This window comes from Flexivirga lutea (assembly GCF_054778955.1).
In genome coordinates this window covers 149,512-168,250 of sequence record NZ_BAAGZB010000006.1, presented here as the reverse complement: position 1 = coordinate 168,250, position 18,739 = coordinate 149,512, and the positions used below count along the sequence as shown (strand labels likewise).

Sequence of the window (18,739 nt, the reverse complement as noted above, 5' to 3'; positions counted from 1 at the left end):
GAGCCACGAGATCAGCCGGAGCCGGCCAGCTCGTCCAGCAACCGCGGAACCTGCGGACTGATCTCCCGCGCCAGGAAACCCACCGTCCCGACCTGTGCGGCCAGCTGCTCCCCCGCCGTGCCGTGCAACCAGCCGCCCCAGGCCGCAGCCTGGTCCGCGTCGGCGCCCCGGCTGAGCAACCCGCCCACCAGACCGGCCTGGACGTCACCAGAGCCGGAGATCCCCAGCCCCGGCCCGCCGCGCTCGATCAGCCACCGCTTCCCGGACGGCGCCGCCACGACCTTGCCCTGACCGCCGAGCAGCACCACCGCCTGTGTCTCGTCCGCGAGCCGGCTCGTCGCCTCGGCGGCCTCGTCGCCGGCCGGTGCGCCGGAGTCCTCCAGCGTGCGTGCCAGCTCCTGCGGGTTCACGGTGAGCACCGCCCGGCCGCCCAGGTGCGCGACACCGTCGCGGTGGCGAGTGAGGTATGCCGAGGCCACTGCGTCCAGCACCACCGGGCAGCGCAGCCGGGGCAGCAGCCGCTGCAACAGGTCCGCGGACGCTTCGGCGTCGGAGAAGCCCGGTCCCAGCAGGACGGCATCCGCCGCGGCGGCGAGTTCGTCGACCTCTTCGGCCGCGTCGGAAGCGATGTTGCCGTCGCCGTCGGTGCGCATCGGCACGACCAGTGCCTCGGGCACCGCGACCGCGAGCGCCGCCGCGACGGGTTCGGCCGTGGCGATCTGCAGTTTGCCCGCGCCGGCACGCAGCGCCGCCTCACCGGCCAGCAGCACCGCGCCCGGCGTGAACGCCGTCCCGCCGATGACCAGGGCCCGCCCGCGCGCCTCCTTGTCCTCCCCCGGCGCCGGCAGTGGCCACTCACACAGCAGCTCCTCCGTCACGTGCACCGGCCGACCGGCCTGCTCAGCGGGCACCGGCGGCTCGCTCGGTCTTGGACGGCTCGGTCGTCGTGGCCGCCTCGGACTCCTCGACGTGCGCCGTCGCGGCGAACGACACCAGCTGCAGCCCGTGGCGCTCGGAGCGGTAGGTGGTCACCGAACAGTTCGGCAATGCCGTCGTCCGGCCGATCTCCAGCAGCTCCTCCTCGGTCAGTGACTCCAGCACGTAACGGAAGCTCATGATCACCGCCTCGTGCGTGAACACCCAGACGCGGCGGCCGTCATACCCCTCCCGCAGGTCGGCGAGCAGCGAGCGGATCCGCAGCGCGACGTCGCACCAGCTCTCGCCGGACGGCGGCACGTAGTAGAACTTGCCGACCCGCGACCGTCGCTCCGCCTCCTGCGGGAACTGCGCCTTGATCCCGGCCGACGTCATACCGTCGAACCGGCCGAGGTCACGTTCGCGGACCCGTTCGTCCACGACCAGGTCGAGGTCGCCGGCCCAGGCGCGCAGCGCATGATCGGCCGTTTCGCGGGCACGCCGGTATGGCGAGGTGATCACCAGCTCAGGGCTGCGCTCGTCGTCGAGCCGGTCCAGCAGGCCGCCGACGGCGTCGGCCTGCTCGCGGCCGGTGTCCGACAGTGGCACGTCGGCGTCGCGCAGCTCCAGGTCGAGTCGCTCGGCACCGGACTCGCGTGCCTTGCGATCGGCGATGTTGCCGATGCTCTCCCCGTGCCGCACGAGCACCAGCTCGCTCGGCCCCCGGTCGCCCAGCAGCAACGCTCCTCGCGGCATGTCCTCATCCTTCCCTCGAAACGGATCTTCCGGCCCTCGTACCCACCCGGCCGGGCACTGGAACACCCGCCGCAGCACCGCACGGTGGCGTGTGTGACGGCGCGGGTGCGCCCTGGTCATTTAGGGTCGCCCTTATGACCAATGGATGGACGAGCCCCGGGGGTGACTCGCCCGGCGGCGACGACGGGACCCGGCCGCCACAGGGGTATGGCGCGCAGCAGCCGCCACCGCAGTACGGGCAGTACGGGCCGCCTCCGCAGCAACCGCAGTACGGGCAGTACGGGCCGCCTCCGCAGCAACCGCAATATGGGCAGTACGGGCAGCCCGCGCCGTACCAGCCGGTGTTCCGGCTGGCGCCCAAGCCGGGCGTCATACCGCTGCGACCGCTGAACCTCGGCGACATCTTCAGCGGCACGTTCGCCACCATCCGCGGCAACCCCGGCGCCACGCTCGGGCTGTCGGCGCTGATGGCGCTGATCGTGGCCGTCCCGTCGGTGCTGGTCACCATCGCGCTGTCCGGCGCGGACCTCACGGTGACCGACGACTCCGGCACGACGGTCAACTTCGGCAACCAGCTCGGCGTGATGGTCGGTGCGGTGTTCTCGGCGATCGCCGGGGTGCTGCTCGCCGGCATGCTGACGGTCGTCGTGGCCGAGGCCGTGCTGGGCCGCCGCATCTCCATCGGCCAGACCTGGCAGAAGGTGCGCGGCCGGCTACTGCCCCTCATCGGCCTGCTGGCGCTGGAGGTGCTCGCCGTCTGCGTGGCGGCGGCCGTCGTGGTGGGGGTCGTCGTCCTCCTGGGCGTGACGACCGGCACGGTCGGGGCGGTCGTGGCCGCCATCGTGCTCGGTCTGGCCTGCTTCGTGGCGGTGATCTGGCTGGCCGTCAAGGTCTCGTTGGCGCCGCCCTCGCTGGTGCTGGAGCGGATCGCGCCGACGCGAGCGTTCGGCCGATCGTGGCAGCTGACCCAGGGGCAGTGGTGGCGCATCTTCGGCATCACCCTGCTGGCCCAGCTGGTGGTCTACGTGGTCAGCCAGGTGGTGTCGTTCCCGGCCGCGTTGATCGCGCTCGCCAGCTCCGGTGACGGCGCCCTCGGCACCACCGGCGCGCTGGGCATCCAGCTGGTCTCCGTCGTGGTCAGCGCGCTGACGACGCCGTTCACCGCCGGCGTGACCGCGTTGCTCTACCTGGACCAGCGCATTCGCAAGGAGGCGCTGGACGTCACCCTGATGAAGGCCGCCGGCGGCGCCGGCGCACAGGACGGTGCCGGTGCCGGGTGACGGCTCGTCGCCACTGTCCCCGGACGGCGGCACGGCGCGCGGTTGGCTGCAGCGCGAGTTGGCCAAGCCGGCATACGCAGACCAGCGCAGCTGGGTGCAGCGGCTGTGGGACTGGGCGATGGACCGGCTCCACGACCTGTTGAACGGACTGGGCAGCGCCCTGCCGCTCTATGTCCTGATCCCGCTCCTGCTCGTCCTCGTGGCGATCGTGGTCTTCGGGATGTCCCGGCTCGGCCGCCGGTCGCACGTCCCGGCCCCCGGTGCCGACGGCGGCGTGCTGACCGGCGTCGATCTCAGCGCCGCCGAGCTGCGGGACCGGGCCCGCCGATCGGCCGCCGACGGCGCACACGCGGCCGCCTTCGTCGACTACTTCCGCGCGCTCACCCGGCGGGGCGAGGAGCGTGCCCTGCTGCTGGCCCAACCCGGTCGTACGGCGCACGAGGTGGGCGCCGAGCTCACGCCGTACTTCCCCGCCCGGTCCGACGGGATCCGCGCGGCCGCAGCGTTCTTCGACCGCGTGCGGTATGGCGGAGCGGGTGCGACCGCGGACGATGTGGAGCGGATCCGCACCCTCGACCGCGAGCTGGACCAGACCCGCCCGCAGCACGCGGCTGTGCAGCAGGTCGCCCGATGATCTCGGGCCGTATGACGCGCGGGCGACTGGCCGTCGCCGCGATCGTCGGCTGCCTGCTGGCGGTCCTCGTCGCCGCCGTGGTGCTCACGCCGCGCACCACCGACGAACCGCTGGATCCCGCCTCCGCCACACCCGACGGCACCCGCGCGGTTGCCCAGGTGCTCGGGCAGCACGGCGTGCAGGTGACCATCGCGCGGCGGGTCACCGAGTTGCCTGCGGACGGTGTGCGCGGTGCCACGGTCGTGCTGACCCGTCCGCAGTTGCTGGCGCCGCACACTCTGCAACGGACGATGGCGCTCGCCGCGACGGCCCGTCGGCTGGTGATCGTCGATGCGGACCCGGCGACGCTGCAGGCCCTCGACCTGCCGGTCACCGTGGACCGGCTGGAGGATCAACCGGTTTCGCGCTGCTCGGTCGAGTGGCTCCACGGGCTGCAGCTCAGTTGGGCGGACGTCGAATACACGCCCGCGGACTTCGACCGCACCTGCTTCGGCGAGGGTGGCAAGGGCGCCGTCGTCGTGCTTCCGCCACGGGGCCGGGCCCCGGAGACGGTGCTGCTCGGCAGCCGCGCCGCACTGACCAACAAGACGGTGACCGACGCGGACAACGCTGCCATCGCGCTGCGCACGCTCGGCGCGAGCGACCGACTCGTGTGGTTCGCGCCCAACCTCGCCACCGGCGACAGTGCCGCCGCGCAGGGCCCCCGCTGGCCGCGCTGGTTCCACCCCGCGATCTGGCTCGCCGGTGCGGTCGTCCTGCTGGTGATGGTATGGCGCGGAAGGCGATTCGGCGCGCTGGCCACCGAACCGCTGCCGGTGCTGGTGGCCGCCGACGAGACCACCCGCAGCCGCGGCCAGCTCTACCGCAAGGCACACGACCGGGGCCGCGCCGCAGCAGTGTTGCGCCAGGCCACCCGCGTCCGACTGGCCCGCTACCTCGGGCTGGCACCGAACGGTCCACCCGAGACGCTCGCCGGCCACACGGCTCGCGCCACTGCGCACGACCCGGCGCGTGTGGCGGAACTGCTCTACGGGCCCGAGCCGCCCGACGACGCAGCCATGACCGCACTCGCACAAGACTTGCAACAGCTGGAAAGGCAGGTACGACGATGACCTCGCAGACATCGCCCTCCCCCGACAACGCGCAGGCAGCACAGCACGCGCGGGAGGCCCTCACCGCCGTGCGTGGCGAGGTGGCCAAGGCCGTCGTTGGCCAGGACGCGGCGGTGACCGCGCTGGTGATCGCGCTGCTGGCCCGTGGCCACGTGCTGCTGGAGGGCGTTCCCGGCGTCGCCAAGACCCTGCTGGTGCGGTCGTTGGCGGCCGCCCTCGCGATCGACACCAAACGCGTGCAGTTCACGCCCGACCTGATGCCCGGAGACATCACCGGATCACTGGTGTTCGACTCCGGCACCTCGCAATTCACCTTCCGGCCGGGCCCGGTCTTCACCAACCTGCTGCTCGCCGACGAGATCAACCGCACCCCGCCGAAGACCCAGTCCGCGCTGCTGGAGGCGATGGAGGAACGCCAGGTCTCGGTGGACGGCGAGGCGCGCCGGCTGCCGGCGCCGTTCCTGGTGGCGGCCACCCAGAACCCGGTGGAGTACGAGGGCACCTATCCGCTTCCGGAGGCGCAGCTGGACCGGTTCCTGATGAAGGTCACCATGCCGTTGCCCGACCGGGCTGCGGAGCTGGAGGTGCTGCGCCGGCACGCCGCCGACTTCGACCCGCGCGACCTCGCCGGTGCCGGCATTCGTGCGGTGGCGGGGCCGGATGATCTGGCTGCCGGTGCCGCGGCCGTGCGACGGGTCCAGGTCGGGGCGGACGTCGCGTCATACATCGTCGACCTGGCGCGGGCCACCCGCTCCGCGCCGTCCTTGTCGCTGGGCGCCAGTCCCCGCGCCGCGACCGCGCTGCTGGCCACCAGTCGCGCCTGGGCGTGGCTGAGCGGACGCGACTTCGTGACACCGGACGACGTCAAGGCGATGACCCGCCCCACGCTCGCCCACCGCCTGCAGTTGCGTCCCGAGGCCGAGCTGGAGGGCGTCGGCGCCGCCGCCGTGCTCGACTCGGTGATCGGCGCCGTCCCGGTCCCCCGGTGAGGACCGCGGTATGTCGCTGACCGGCCGGACCGCTGTGCTGGCCGCGCTGGGCGCCGTCGTGCTGCTGATCCACCCGGCCCTGGCAACCGTCTTCTGGTGGCTGTTCGTCGTCGCCGTCCTGGTGGGTATCGACCTGTGGCTGGCGCCCCCGACCGGTTCGCTGGTGCCGCAACGGCTTCCGGTGCGACCGGTCCGCCTGGGTGAGACCTCGACCAGCACACTGGTGCTGCGCAACGCCGGATCACGCACGCTGCGCGGCGCGGTGCGCGACGCGTGGCAGCCGTCGGCCGGCGCGCGCGGGGAACGGATGCGGCTGCGCCTGGCGGCCGGCGAGCAGACCCGGCTGGATGTCGCGCTGACACCGACACGCCGGGGTGACCGGCGCGCGGACCGGCTGACCGTCCGCACCGGCGGTCCGCTCGGGCTCGCACTGCGGCAGCGGTCGGTCCAAGTGCCTGCGACGATCCGCGCGCTACCGGCCTTCCCGTCCCGGCGACACCTGCCCAGCCGGCTGGCGCAGCTGCGGCAGATCGACGGGCGTTCGGCGGTCCGGGTCCGTGGGCAGGGCACCGAGTTCGACTCGCTGCGCGACTATGTCGACGGGGACGACGTGCGCAGCATCGACTGGCGGGCGACCGCGCGACGCCAGCACCCGGTGGTGCGGACCTGGCAGCCCGAACGCGACCGGCGTGTCGTCATCGTGCTGGACACCTCCCGCACCTCCGCCGGGCGGATCGGCGACAGCACCCGGCTCGATGCGGGCATGGACGCCGCCCTCCTGCTGACCGCGCTCGCCTCGCGCGCGGGCGACCGGGTCGGTTTCCTGGCCGGCGACCGCACCGTGCGCGCACGGGTCGCCGGGATCAGCGACCGGGCCGAGCTGCTGCACACCGTCATCAACACCATGGCACCGCTGGAACCCGCTCTGGTGGAAGCAAACTGGCGCACGCTCCTCGGTGCGCCGGGCGGACTTCCGAAACAACGCTCGCTGATCGTGCTGGTGACCCCCCTGGAGCCGGCCGCCATACAGGAAGGCCTGCTGCCCGTGCTCGCGAGCATCGCGGCCCGGCACCGCGTCGTCGTGGCATCCGTCGCGGACCCGGGTGTCCGGGCGATGGCGACCCGGCGCGACACCCCCGAGCAGGTGTATGACGCCGCCGCCGCCGAACGCACCGAACTCCTGCGGCAGGACACCCGCACCGCGCTGGAACGACTCGGTGTCACCGTCTTGGACGAGGAGCCGGAGAGTCTGCCGGTGGCCCTGGTGGACCACTACCTGCTGCTCAAGAGCCGGGGTCTGCTGTGACCCTCACCCACGGACCGGACGCACCGCGCTCCGGTCCCGGTCGTCGACGTCGCCGGTGAACCCCTCGGCGACCGCACGCCGGCCGAGCACGAAAACGTAGGCCAGGAAGGCGATCTCGGCCACCACACCGATGCCGATGCGCGCCCAGGTCGGCAACGACGAGGGCGTCACGAATGCCTCGATGGCACCACTGACCAGCAGCACGCCGACCAGCCCGATCGCCACCACGACAATCGACCGCCCCTCGTGCGCCATGGCATCGGCACGGCTGCGGGCACCTGGCTCCACCCAGGACCAGAAGAGGCGTAGTCCGCAGCCGGCTGCGACGAAAACCGCTGTCAGCTCGAGGATCCCGTGCGGCAGGATCAGGCCGAAGAAGTCACCGGCGTGGCCGTAGGACGCCATGATGCCGCCCTGCACGCCGACGTTCAGGACGTTGGTCCACAGCATCCAGACGATCGGGAAACCCAACACTCCGAGAGCGATGCACAGCGCCGCCACCCAGGCGTTGTTGGTCCACACCCGGGTGGCGAAGTCGGCGCCGCCGTACTCGGAGTAGTAGTGCCGGAAGTCATGGTCGACCAGCTGCTGCGCGGCCTGCGGGGAGATGAACGAGGCCTGCACGCCGGGATTGCGGGCGACCCACACACCCAGCACCACGGCCGCCGCGACGCTGGCCGCGGCGGTGCCGATCCACCACCACCGGGTCCGGTAGAGCACCGCCGGCACATCGCGGATCACGAAGTCGGCCACCCGCGACCAGGTCATCGTGCGACGCCGCAGGGACGCGGTGCGCGCCCTGGCCAGCAGTGTGGACAGGTATTGCACCACCGTCGGATCCGGTGCTGCGGAACGGATCAGCGACAGGTGCGTCGCCGCCCGCTGGTAGAGGTCCAGCAACTCGTCGGCCTCTGCCCCGGTGAGCGTGCGGCGCCCGCTGAGCGCGCGCAACTGCTCCCACTCCGGGTGGTGCGCCGTGACGAACGCGTCGAGGTCCACGTCAGCGACTATAAGCTGGTTGCATGTCCGAGGTCGCGAGCGCACAGCCGCGCCGACTCCGCGGCGCGGACAGCGACCTCATGGTCACCGGCGAGGCCGTTCTGCTCGACGTGCCGTCGGCGCCATTGCCCACCCGGATGCTGGCCGCGCTGATCGACTGGGTCTGTTACGCGCTGCTGCTCGTCGGGCTGTTCCTGCTTGTGGGCCTGACCTCCGGCGGCAGCAGCGACGCGACCTTCAGCACGCTGTTGCTGCTCAGCACCATCCTCTGTTTCCTGGTGCTGCCCGTCGCCGTCGAGACCTCCAGCCGCGGCCGGTCCCTCGGCAAACTCATCCTCAAACTGCGGGTGGTGCGCGACGACGGCGGCCCGATCGTCTTCCGGCACGCGTTCGTGCGCGGCCTGGTCGGGATCGTCGAAATACCGGTGGCCAGCGGTGTCCCCGCGGTCATCGCTTCGATCAGCAATGCGCGCGGCAAGCGGCTGGGCGACTTCGCCGCCGGCACCTATGTCGTGCGGGAGCAGACGGGGCTCAAGCTGCTCCCGCCGCCACCGGCCCCGCCATACCTGCGCGACTGGGCGGTCCGTGCCGACCTGGCTCCGCTGCCGGACGGCTTGGCGCTGGCGATCCGGCAGTTCCTCATCCGTCGGGCGGGGCTGACCCCGGCGGCGCGCAGCGCACTCACCGACACCCTGATGCGACAGGTGATGCCGCTGGTGGCGCCGCCGCCGCCGGCCGGAACGCACCCCGAGGACGTGCTGTCCGCGGTGCTCACCGCACGCAGCGACCGTGAGGCCGCACGGCTGCAGCGCGAGCAGCTGACCCGCTCGCGGCTGCTCCCTCACGACCCGCTGCGCCGGCCCTTCTCCTGACCGGCGACCGTCGCCGGCCGAGCACCGCGATCAGCCACCGATGGCGGCGTCGTACCCCGGCTTGATGATGCGCTCGATGATCTCCAGCCGCTCGTCGAAGGGCAGGAACGCCGACTTCATCGCATTGATCGTCACCCACCGCAGGTCGTCCACCGTCCAGCCGGCCTCGTCGACCAGCAGCTGCATCTCGCGGGACATCGACGTGCCGCTCATCAACCGGTTGTCGGTGTTGACGGTGACGCGGAAACGCAGGTCCTTCAGGTGCGTGATCGGGTGGTCGGCGATCGAATCCGCCGCTCCGGTCTGCAGATTGGACGACGGACACATCTCCAGCGGGATGCGGCGGTCGCGGACGTATGCCGCCAGCAGACCCAGCTGCTCCCCCGGCGCACCGTTGTCGGTGATGTCGTCGACGATCCGCACGCCGTGCCCGAGCCGCTCGGCACCACACCACTGGATCGCCTCCCAGATGCTCGGCAGCCCGAAGGCCTCACCGGCGTGGATGGTGAAGTGGGCGTTCTCCCGCTGCAGGTATTCGAAGGCGTCCAGGTGCCGGGTGGGCGGGAAGCCGGCTTCGGCACCGGCGATGTCGAACCCGGCGACGCCTTGATCGCGGTAGCGGACCGCCAGCTGGGCGATCTCGGTCGACTTGGCGGCATGCCGCATCGCGGTGAGCAACGCGCGCACCACGATCCGGCCGCCGGCCGCTTCTTCGCCGTCGCGGAACCCCGCATTGACGGCTTCGACGACCTCCTCCAGGGTCAGTCCGCCCTCCAGGTGCTGCTCCGGTGCGTAGCGGACCTCTGCGTAGACGACGCCGTCGGCAGCCAGGTCCTGCGCACATTCGGACGCGACCCGGCGCAGCGCGTCCGCGGTCTGCATGACACCCACGGTGTGGCCGAACGTCTCGAGGTACCGCTCCAGTGATCCGGAGTCGGCTGCGTCGCGGAACCAGCGGCCCAGATCGTCGGCGTCGGTCGCGGGCAGGGCGTCATACCCGTGCTTGTGCGCCAGCTCGACGATCGTCGCGGGACGCAGGCCACCGTCGAGGTGGTCGTGCAGCAGCACCTTGGGCAGCGCCCTGATCTCGGGGCGGATCTCGGCCTCACTCATCCCGGTGCACCGTGTCCGGCGTGAAAGCGGGCAGGCAGACGGCGATGTAGTCGGCGCCGTCCGGACCTGTGGAATAGCGGATCCGCTCTCCCGCAGTGGTTTTCACCGACTGCCCGGCACTCACCGTCGTGCTCTCGCCGTCACCGTGCTCGACGATGACCGCACCGCGCAGCACGATCGTGAACTCGTCGAACTCCGGCGTCTGGAAGGGTTCGGACCACTCGGCCGGGGCCTGCATGTGCGCAACACTCACCCGCCGCTCATCGGTGCTCGCGGCGCCGATGTGCTCGTCGATGATCTTCCCGCCCGGCACCGGGATCCGCACCGGCTCTGCATAACGATCAACCATCCCGACACTCTAGTGAAACGATCCCGCGGCGCATCCTGGTCTCGATACGCTCCTCCGCTTCGCTCCCCCGCTACTCGACCGGCGATATCCGGTCGATGACCAACGGCACTGTGTCAGCGGCGGATTCGCCGATGGTCCACGCGTCGTCGAGCGCCTCCTCGGCGCGGGTGAACCGCTCGGGCGTGTCGGTGTGCAGCGTCAGCAGCGGCTGCCCGGCGGTGACCCGCTCCCCCGGCTTGGCGTGTATGACGACACCGGCGCCCGCCTGCACCGGGTCCTCCTTGCGGGCCCGGCCGGCTCCGAGCCGCCACGCCGCGACACCGACCGCGAGCGCGTCGAGCCGCTGCAGCACTCCGCTGCTGCCGGCGGTGATGACCTGCGTGTCGGTGGCGACCGGCAGTGCCGCGTCGGGGTCGCCTCCTTGGGCGGAGATCATCCTGCGCCATACGTCCATCGCCCGGCCGTTGCGCAGCGCCTCGGCCGGGTCGACGTCGGGTTTGCCTGCGGCAGCGAGCATCTCGCGGGCCAGCGCGACGGTCAGCTCCACCACATCGGACGGTCCACCACCCGCCAGCACGTCCACGGACTCCTGCACCTCCAGCGCGTTGCCGGCGGTCAGCCCGAGCGGCGTCGACATGTCGGTCAACAGCGCGACCGTCCGCACCCCGGCATCCGTGCCGAGGTCGACCATGGTGCGCGCGAGTTCGCGCGCCTGCTCGGCGGATTTCATGAAGGCGCCGCTGCCGACCTTGACGTCGAGGACCAGCGAGCCGGTGCCCTCGGCGATCTTCTTGCTCATGATGGAGCTGGCGATCAAGGGGATCGCTTCGACAGTGCTGGTCACATCACGTAGTGCGTAGAGCTTCTTGTCCGCCGGCGCGAGTCCGGCGCCGGCGGCACAGATGACGGCGCCGATCTCCTCCAACTGCCGCAGCATCGCGTCGTTCGACAAGGACGCCTGCCAGCCCGGGACCGACTCGAGCTTGTCCAGGGTGCCACCGGTGTGCCCGAGGCCACGACCGGACAGTTGCGGCACCGCCACGCCATACACGGCGACGAGCGGAGCGAGCGGCAGGGTGATCTTGTCGCCGACCCCACCGGTCGAGTGCTTGTCGGCGGTCGGCCGGGACAGCGATCCGAAGTCCATCCGTTCTCCGGACGCGATCATCGCCGCCGTCCAGTGCGCGATCTCCTCGCGGCTCATGCCGTTGAGGAAGATCGCCATGGCCAGCGCAGACATCTGCTCATCGGCCACCACACCCCGGGTGTAGGCGTCGATCACCCAGTCGATCTGCGCCTTGGCCAACGGCAGCTTGTCGCGCTTGGTGGCAATGACGTCGACCGCATCGAAACTCTCGCTCATTGCAAGGATCTTGCCAGTGGCCGGGCCGATGCGACCACCCGACCGCAGGTACGGCACAGTTGACCCGGCGTCCGGAGCGGAGGAGTCCGGGAACCATTCGGCCACGTCGGTGCGTCCATGCTCCGGTGACCATGCCACACATGACATCCACACCCCGAAAACCCGTCACACGGAGGTACCCCGCCATGCGCACGATCCTGTCCCGCACCGCAGCAGCCGCGCTGATCATCACCCTGCCGATGGGCCTGAGCGCCTGCGGCGACAGCAAGCCGAGCAAGGCCGACGTCACGGCAGGCTACGTCAAGAGTGTGAAGCAGCAGGCCGACAAGTCGGGGGTCAAGATCCCGGACTCGCTCCTCGACAAGATGGCCGGCTGCATCATCGACAAGTCCTACGACAAGGTCAGCGCCGACAGCCTCAAGAGCATCAAGGACGGCAAGACCAACGACAAGGGCGAGATCAAGGTCAAGTCCGACGACAAGTCGACGTTCGAGTCCGCTTCGAAGGACTGCCAGACCAAGTACAAGGACGAGCTCAGCAAGCTCGGCTGACGTCGCAGACGCAGCGAAAACGCCCCGGCCGGTGTGCAACCGGCCGGGGCGTTGCTGCGTCACAGTCCGGACATCGCCACCTCGGAGAGGACACCATGCGTTCGCTTCCCAGCCGGCGCGCCGCCGTCGCGGCCGTGCTGCTCGCCCTGCCGTTGACCCTTGCCGCATGCAGTTCGGGCAGTCCCGACAAGGCCGTGAGCTCCTCGACGCCGACCGCCTCCAGCAGCTCACCCACCGGGGGCGGGGCGCGCACTGGCGGTGGGTCCTCCGCCGAGAGCGGCAAACCCAGCAAGCAGCAGGTCGCGGACGGTATGACGGACTACTTCGTCGGCAAGGGCGTCCCCCGGTCCCTGGTCGAGGACGTCGCGGCGTGCGTCGCCGACGAGGGCTACCCGCAGTTCTCCGACGCCACACTGCGCGCCCTGCGCGATGGCCGGGTCAACAAGCTCAACCCGCTGGACGCCGGCACGCTGACCAAGGTCACGACCGACTGCCTCGCCCACGGCAAGGCCGGCGCGTCACTGCCCAGCAGCGTCGGCTGATCCCTCCGCCTCCGCGACGTGCTGCAGGTCCGCCAGCCCGAACGCCTGCGGCAGCACCTGCTCCATCGAGCACACGCCCTGCGGTGTCAGCACCCGGCACTCCGGTCCGCCGTGCTCCCACAGCAGCTGCCGGCAGCGGCCGCACGGCATCAGTGCCTCGCCGAGTGCGTTGACACAAGACACCGCGACCAGCCGTCCGCCCCCGGTGCGCACCAGATCGCTCACCATCCCGCACTCGGCGCACAGCGTGACGCCGTACGCGGCGTTCTCCACGTTGCAGCCGGAGACGACCCGCCCGTCGTCGACCAGGCCGGCGACCCCGACCGGGAACCTGCTGTAGGGCACGTAGGCATGGCGGGACGCCTCGACGGCTTCGGTGGTCAACGCGCCCCAATCGACCTCCACGTCAGTCACCCTTGACGTAGGGCTCGCCGTCGGCGGCCGGTGCGCGGACCCGGCCGACCAGGCCGGCGACCGCGAAGATGGTCGCCAGGTAGGGCAGCATCGCCAACAGGTTGGAGTCGATCTTGACCGGGGTCGCCAGCAACGACAACGCCACCTGCAGGGCGCTGGCGAAGCCGAAGAACAGCGACGCGCCCAGCGCGCCGCGCGGCGTCCACCGGCCGAAGATCAGCGCGGCCAGCGCGATGAAGCCCTGGCCGGAGGTCATGTTCTTGTTGAACTGCCCGACCGAGCCGATCGTCAGCGCCGCACCCGCCAGGCCGGCGATGCCGCCGCCGACGATGACGTTCTGGTAGCGCAGCCGCAGCACGTTGATGCCGACCGTGTCGGCCGCCTTCGGGTGCTCGCCGACGGCGCGGGTGCGCAGACCCCAGCGAGACCGCAGCAGCATGACGTCGATGACGATCACGATGGCGTACATCAGGTAGGTGATGATCGTCTGGTTGAACAGCAGCGAACCCACGACCGGGATGTCACCGAGCAGCGGGATCTTGATCGGCGAGAACACCGTCGGCTGGTTGGTGCCGTTGCCGTCGTTGGCCATCACGGCGTCATACAGGTAGCCGGTCAGACCGAGTGCGAAGGCGTTGATGACGACGCCGAGGATCACCTGGTTGACGGTGAATTTGATCGCGAACACCGCGAGCAGGGCGCCGACCAGGCCACCGACGACGACCGCCGCGACGAGCCCGATCCAGCTGCTGGCGATGGTGCCGAACAGTGCGCCCGCGAAGGCGCCGAAGAGCATCTGCCCCTCGATCGCCACGTTGATGACACCGGTCTTCTCGCACATGACACCGGCCATCGAGCCGAGGATCAGCGGTGTGGCCAGGAACAGCGTCTGGTAGAGCAACGACCCGACCTGCACCGACTGCTTGCCCTCGGTGCCGGCCCAGGTCAGGAAGGCGATCAGGAAGAGGATGCCCGCGCCGATGCCGACCCAGCGCAGGGTGCGCTTGCTGAAGCCGCGCACCAGCTGCGCGGCGCCGAGCAGCATGATGACCACGCCGCACGCGACGATCACGCCCACGCCGGGCACCGAGAACCTCGGCACCGTCACGCCGGAGGAGTTGCTGTTCAGGTCGAACGTCGTCGAGGACGAGCCGGCCGACATACCCAGCACGACGGCGGCCACGAGCCCGAGGCCGATGATGGCGCAACCGGTGCCGATGCGGCGGGCGGTGCTCTGCTTCAGCTCGACGACGTGTTGCGCGACGCCCTCGCCCGGGGCGACCTCGACCGTGGCGACCGACGAGTCGGCGACCTCGGTGCGGTCGTCGTTCAACTCGGGGCTCATCCGTTCCATCCCTTCGCGAGCACCGCCGAGCCGGAGGACTTGCTACGCCTCAGACGGAAGATCAACCGGATCAGGCCGGGCGCCGCGATGAAGATGACGACCAGGGCCTGCAGGACCTGCACCAGGTCCGGAGGGGTCGGCGTGGACGCCTGCAGCTGACCGCTGCCGGCCGTCAGCGCGCCGAAGAGCAGACCCGCGGCGAACGTGCCCCACGCGGTGCCGCGCCCGAGCAGTGCCACCGTGATCGCGGTGAAGCCGACACCGCCGTCGACGCTGGCGGTGATCTGGTAGTTGTTCGCGGCACCCAGGATCTGCGAGGCGCCGGCCAGACCGCAGAGGGCCCCGACGACCACCATCACCCAGATGTATGTCGAGGCGACACTCATCCCGGCGGTGCGTGCGGCGTCCTGGTTGGCACCGACGGCCCGGACCCGGAAGCCGAACGTGCCGTACTTCAGCAGCCACCACACGAACGCCGTGGCGACGATGGCCAGGACGAACGAGAAGTTGACCCGCAGGTTGGAGCCGAACAGGTGCCAGAACTGGGCGTTGCCGTCCACCGAACGGGAGACCGCCTGCTGGTACGGCGGCGCCTGAAACCAGGTCTCGGTCAGCAGCCAGTTGATGAAGAAGACCGCGATGTAGTTGAGCATGATCGTGGTGATCACCTCGTGCGCACCGGTCTTGGCCTTCAACAGGCCGGCCAGCGCCGCCCAGATCGCGCCGCCGACGATGCCCCCGATGATGGCCACGACGATGTGGAGGCCGGCCGGCAGGTTCCAGGCGAAACCGATGTAGCCGGCGAGCGCGGCCGACATCAGGATCTGGCCCTGTGCGCCGATGTTGAAAAGACCGGCCCGGAACGCCAGCGTCACCGAGAGACCGGCCAGGATCAGTGGTGTCGCGTAGACCAGCGTCTCCGAGATCGGCGACAGCGCCTGTCCGGCGTTCGGGTTGTAGATCGCGCCCTCGAAGATCGCGACGTAGGCGTTCTTGATCGCGTCCCACCCGGTGGTCAGGGTGTCCATCGGCGCCGCGGTGAAGTACTTCGCGGCATTGCGCGTCGCCTCGTCCGAGACGACGATCAGGATGGCGCCGACGATCATCGCGCAGATGACGGCGAGCACCGTGACCACGGCGGGGTGGTCACTGCGCAGGATCTGGCCGATCGTCTCGCGCGCCCGGTCGTCGCCGGACTCCTGCTCGGCGACGAGCGTGTCGCCCTGGGTGGCCGGGTCGGCCGATGTCTGCGGCTCGCTCTTGTCCGGCTGACTCTTGTCCGGCCCCTTGTCCTCGGGGGTCATGACGCCTCCTCCTTCGTGTCGGAGGTCTGGCCGGCCATCAGCAGGCCGAACTCCTCCGCTGTCGCGGTCGGCGGCAGTTCGCCGATGATCTTCCCGGCATACATGACGCCGACGCGGTCGGCGAGGCCGATGACCTCGTCCAGCTCGGTGCTGACCAGCAGCACGGCGGTGCCGCGGTCACGCTCGGCGACGATGCGCTTGTGCACGAACTCCTGGGACCCGACGTCGACACCGCGGGTCGGCTGCGAGACCACCAGCAGCCGCAGCGGCCGGCTCATCTCCCGGGCCAGCACCACTTTCTGCTGGTTGCCGCCGGACAGGGTCGACGCAGCCGCCTCGGCGCTCTGCGTCCGCACGTCGAACTCGTCGACGCGTTCGGCGGCGTTACGCGCGATCGCGGACAGGTTCAGCGAGAGCGCGTTGCCGTAGGGCGCCTCGTCATACGTGTCGAGCACGAGGTTCTCGGCGATGCTGAAGCTGCCGACCAGCCCGTCGTGCATGCGGTCCTCCGGGACGTAACCGACACCCCGGCCGAGGATCTTGTCGGTGCTCTCGTCGGTGATGTCGGCGCCCTCCAGGGTGACCCGGCCGGCGCTCGGCTCGATCAGCCCCACGATCGCCTCGGTGAGCTCGGACTGGCCGTTGCCCTGGACGCCGGCGATCGCGTAGATCTCCCCGCCGCGCACGTCCAGGGACACGTCGTCCACCAGCACCTGCCCGGTGGCGGCAGTCACGCTCAGCCCCTCGATGCCCAGGACGACATCGCCGGTGTCGGCCGGCTGCTTGTCGACCTTCAGCTGCACCGGGCGGCCGACCATCATCGCGGCCAGCTCGGCCGGGCTGGCACTGGGCTCGGCCTGACCGACGACCTTGCCTCGGCGGATGACGGTGATCGTGTCGGCGATCGCGCGGACCTCGCGCAGTTTGTGGCTGATGAAGACGATCGAGGTGCCGCCCGCCTTCAGCGACCGCATGACGTCCATCAGGTGGTCGGTCTCCTGCGGGGTCAGCACGGCGGTCGGCTCGTCCAGGATGAGCACCTTCGCCTCGCGGGCCAGGGCCTTGAGGATCTCGACGCGCTGCTGGATGCCGACCGGCAGGTCCTCGACCAGTACGTCCGGGTTGACCTCCAGGTGGTAGTCCTTGGAGAGCCGGGCGACGACGTCACGCGCCTTCTTCTGGTCCAACAGACCCGCGGAGCGGGTGTATTCGTCGCCCAGCATGACGTTCTCGGCCACGCTGAGCACGGGCACCAGCATGAAGTGCTGGTGCACCATCCCGATCCCGGCGCGCATGGCGTCCCCCGGGCCGTGGAACTTCTGCGGCACGTCGTCGACCACGATCTCGCCGTCGGTGGGTTCGTACAGGCCGTAGAGGACGTTCATCAACGTCGACTTGCCGGCGCCGTTCTCGCCGAGCAGGGCGTGAATCTGCCCGGGCTCGACCACCAGGTCGATGTGGTCGTTCGCCGTGAACGAGCCGAACTTCTTGGTGATGCCACGCAGTTCGAGCTTCACGCAGGGACTCCTCTGTCTGATACACGGGTGCGGGGTGGGCGGCTCGGCCGAGCCACCCACCCCGTTCCGTTGCTAACTCAGGTTGCTACAACCAGCCCATCACTTCGGCTGGCTGGGCGAGGTGATCGTGATCTTGCCGGAGACGATGTCGGCCTTGACCTGGTCGATCTCCTTCTTCAACTCGCTGGGCACCTTGGAGTCGAAGTCGTGGTACGGCGAGATACCGACACCGTCGTTCTTCAGGGTGCCGACGTAGTTGCCGGTCGGGAAGGTGCCGTCGGCCGCCTTCTTCAGGTAGGCCTCCACACCACCGGCGAGGTTCTTGGTGGCGCTGGAGATGAAGTACTTGCAGTAGTTGGCGGCGCTCTCGCAGCCGTCGGTGTCGACCCAGATCAGGTTGAGTTTGCCGCCGGAGGCCTGCGCGGCAGCGCCGGCGCCCAGGCCCGACGCGCCCGCGACCGGGAAGACGATGTCGGCGCCCTGGCTGACCATCGCCTGGGTGATCGACTTGCCCTTGTTCTGGTCGGTGAACGAACCGGAGAAGGTGCCGCCCTTCTGGTTCTTCTCGTTCCAGCCGAGCACCTTGACGCTCTTGCCCTTGGCCTTGTTGTAGTACTGGACGCCCTCCCAGAAGCCGTCCATGTAGATGGTCACCGGCGGGATGGACAGGCCACCCCAGGTGCCGACCGTGCCCGACTTCGTCATACCGGCGGCGAGGTAACCGGCCAGGAAGCCCGCCTGGGCGGTGTTGTACTCGATGCCGTAGATGTTCGAGGCGTTCTGGTTGCCGTTGTCGATCTCCGCGAAGTGCACCTTCGGGAACTGCTGGGCGGCCTTCTTCAGCGCGTCACCCATGAGGCCACCGACGGCGATGACCGTGTCACAGCCGCCTTGGGCGTACTTGGTGAGGTTCGGGGTGTAGTCGCTGCCCGAGTTGGACGGGACGTACTTGACCGAGATGTTCGGGTTGGCCTTGGCCGCTGCCTGCATACCGGCCCAGGAGTTCTCGTTGAACGACTTGTCGTCCACACCGCCGGTGTCGAGCACCATGCACGCGCTGAGCTTCTTGCCGGTCGCCTTGCCGGTCGTGCCCCCCGTCGCACCGCCGGCCGCGCTGGTCGAGCTGTTGCTTGCCGGTTTGCTACCGCAGCCGGCCAACGCCATCGCTGCAACGGCCGTAACGGCCGCGATCTTCATCACCGAACGCACGGTGTCTCCTTTTCGTGATGCAACTTTCGACGGGCGAAAGTCTGGATGCCTGCTCCGCGGCTGCGGGTGCCTGAGGCGTATGACGGACCCCCCGGGGTCGACTCACTCGGCGAGTCGGGCAGGTCGGCAGCCTAGCGGGCCGGTGGTGACCGACACCACGTATCCGCGT

At 70.2% G+C, this 18,739-nt stretch carries 19 protein-coding genes; 8 read left to right on the top strand and 11 right to left on the bottom strand.

Annotated features, from left to right (window positions below; translation table 11 throughout):
* Positions 1-11: 11 nt before the first annotated feature.
* Both ACYVBN_RS17835 and ACYVBN_RS17830 read right to left on the bottom strand, forming a co-directional pair.
* The gene (locus tag ACYVBN_RS17835; RefSeq protein ID WP_460601682.1) at positions 12-911 is read right to left on the bottom strand and encodes an NAD(P)H-hydrate dehydratase; all 900 of its coding nucleotides are present in this window, start codon (positions 909-911) and stop codon (positions 12-14) included.
* Complete coding sequence (locus tag ACYVBN_RS17830) at positions 901-1,671, bottom strand: histidine phosphatase family protein (RefSeq protein ID WP_460601681.1); 771 nt, start codon at positions 1,669-1,671, stop codon at positions 901-903. Before ACYVBN_RS17830 ends, ACYVBN_RS17835 begins: the two co-directional genes overlap by 11 nt.
* A gap of 134 nt (positions 1,672-1,805) precedes the next feature.
* On the opposite strand from ACYVBN_RS17830, the gene ACYVBN_RS17825 reads away from it, so the two are divergent.
* The 5 genes from ACYVBN_RS17825 to ACYVBN_RS17805 are packed head-to-tail and all read left to right on the top strand — an operon-like array spanning position 1,806 to position 6,992.
* On the top strand, positions 1,806-2,951 hold the full coding sequence (locus ACYVBN_RS17825; RefSeq protein ID WP_460601680.1) for a hypothetical protein: 1,146 nt from the start codon (positions 1,806-1,808) through the stop codon (positions 2,949-2,951).
* A complete protein-coding gene (locus tag ACYVBN_RS17820) occupies positions 2,941-3,585 on the top strand; it encodes a DUF4129 domain-containing protein (protein ID WP_460601679.1) in 645 nt (214 codons plus the stop codon). The genes ACYVBN_RS17825 and ACYVBN_RS17820 overlap by 11 nt, the downstream gene beginning before the upstream one ends.
* Positions 3,586-3,596: 11 nt before the next feature.
* Positions 3,597-4,697: a DUF4350 domain-containing protein gene (locus ACYVBN_RS17815; protein ID WP_460601678.1), complete on the top strand. Its 1,101-nt coding sequence runs from the start codon at positions 3,597-3,599 to the stop codon at positions 4,695-4,697.
* Positions 4,694-5,686: an AAA family ATPase gene (locus ACYVBN_RS17810; protein WP_440283532.1), complete on the top strand. Its 993-nt coding sequence runs from the start codon at positions 4,694-4,696 to the stop codon at positions 5,684-5,686. The genes ACYVBN_RS17815 and ACYVBN_RS17810 overlap by 4 nt, the downstream gene beginning before the upstream one ends.
* A gap of 10 nt (positions 5,687-5,696) precedes the next feature.
* Positions 5,697-6,992, top strand: coding sequence for a DUF58 domain-containing protein (locus tag ACYVBN_RS17805; RefSeq protein ID WP_460601677.1), 1,296 nt, complete (start codon positions 5,697-5,699; stop codon positions 6,990-6,992).
* A 3-nt stretch (positions 6,993-6,995) separates the two neighbouring features.
* Here ACYVBN_RS17805 and ACYVBN_RS17800 read toward each other — a convergent pair whose 3' ends face one another.
* Complete coding sequence (locus tag ACYVBN_RS17800) at positions 6,996-7,991, bottom strand: stage II sporulation protein M (RefSeq protein WP_460601676.1); 996 nt, start codon at positions 7,989-7,991, stop codon at positions 6,996-6,998.
* A gap of 23 nt (positions 7,992-8,014) precedes the next feature.
* On the opposite strand from ACYVBN_RS17800, the gene ACYVBN_RS17795 reads away from it, so the two are divergent.
* Positions 8,015-8,863, top strand: a complete 849-nt coding sequence (locus tag ACYVBN_RS17795; protein ID WP_440283529.1) for an RDD family protein — start codon at positions 8,015-8,017, stop codon at positions 8,861-8,863.
* Between the two features lie 30 nt (positions 8,864-8,893).
* Here the strand turns inward: ACYVBN_RS17795 and ACYVBN_RS17790 are convergent, their stop codons facing one another.
* The 3 genes from ACYVBN_RS17790 to ACYVBN_RS17780 form a co-directional block, all read right to left on the bottom strand.
* On the bottom strand, positions 8,894-9,976 hold the full coding sequence (locus ACYVBN_RS17790; RefSeq protein WP_460601675.1) for an adenosine deaminase family protein: 1,083 nt from the start codon (positions 9,974-9,976) through the stop codon (positions 8,894-8,896).
* On the bottom strand, positions 9,969-10,325 hold the full coding sequence (locus ACYVBN_RS17785) for a cupin domain-containing protein (protein WP_460601674.1): 357 nt from the start codon (positions 10,323-10,325) through the stop codon (positions 9,969-9,971). Before ACYVBN_RS17785 ends, ACYVBN_RS17790 begins: the two co-directional genes overlap by 8 nt.
* 70 nt (positions 10,326-10,395) lie before the next feature.
* A complete protein-coding gene (locus tag ACYVBN_RS17780; protein ID WP_460601673.1) occupies positions 10,396-11,688 on the bottom strand; it encodes a thymidine phosphorylase in 1,293 nt (430 codons plus the stop codon).
* A gap of 185 nt (positions 11,689-11,873) precedes the next feature.
* Between ACYVBN_RS17780 and ACYVBN_RS17775 the strand changes: the two genes are divergently transcribed.
* Positions 11,874-12,239 (top strand): hypothetical protein, encoded by a 366-nt coding sequence (locus ACYVBN_RS17775; RefSeq protein WP_440281565.1) that lies wholly within the window; start codon positions 11,874-11,876, stop codon positions 12,237-12,239.
* 95 nt (positions 12,240-12,334) lie between these two features.
* On the top strand, positions 12,335-12,781 hold the full coding sequence (locus tag ACYVBN_RS17770) for a hypothetical protein (RefSeq protein ID WP_460601672.1): 447 nt from the start codon (positions 12,335-12,337) through the stop codon (positions 12,779-12,781).
* Here the strand turns inward: ACYVBN_RS17770 and ACYVBN_RS17765 are convergent.
* The 5 genes from ACYVBN_RS17765 to ACYVBN_RS17745 all read right to left on the bottom strand — a co-directional run bounded on the left by ACYVBN_RS17765 (position 12,758) and on the right by ACYVBN_RS17745 (position 18,570).
* A complete protein-coding gene (locus ACYVBN_RS17765) occupies positions 12,758-13,186 on the bottom strand; it encodes a cytidine deaminase (protein WP_460601671.1) in 429 nt (142 codons plus the stop codon). The genes ACYVBN_RS17770 and ACYVBN_RS17765 overlap by 24 nt on opposite strands.
* Before the next feature lies 1 nt (position 13,187).
* A complete protein-coding gene (locus ACYVBN_RS17760) occupies positions 13,188-14,540 on the bottom strand; it encodes an ABC transporter permease (RefSeq protein WP_460601670.1) in 1,353 nt (450 codons plus the stop codon).
* Positions 14,537-15,844, bottom strand: coding sequence for an ABC transporter permease (locus tag ACYVBN_RS17755; RefSeq protein ID WP_440281569.1), 1,308 nt, complete (start codon positions 15,842-15,844; stop codon positions 14,537-14,539). The genes ACYVBN_RS17760 and ACYVBN_RS17755 overlap by 4 nt, the downstream gene beginning before the upstream one ends.
* Positions 15,841-17,361: an ABC transporter ATP-binding protein gene (locus tag ACYVBN_RS17750; RefSeq protein WP_460601669.1), complete on the bottom strand. Its 1,521-nt coding sequence runs from the start codon at positions 17,359-17,361 to the stop codon at positions 15,841-15,843. The genes ACYVBN_RS17755 and ACYVBN_RS17750 overlap by 4 nt, the downstream gene beginning before the upstream one ends.
* A 99-nt stretch (positions 17,362-17,460) precedes the next feature.
* Positions 17,461-18,570 carry a BMP family lipoprotein gene (locus ACYVBN_RS17745; protein WP_460601668.1) on the bottom strand — a complete coding sequence of 370 codons (1,110 nt, stop codon included), beginning with the start codon at positions 18,568-18,570 and terminating at the stop codon, positions 17,461-17,463.
* Positions 18,571-18,739 lie beyond the last annotated feature (169 nt).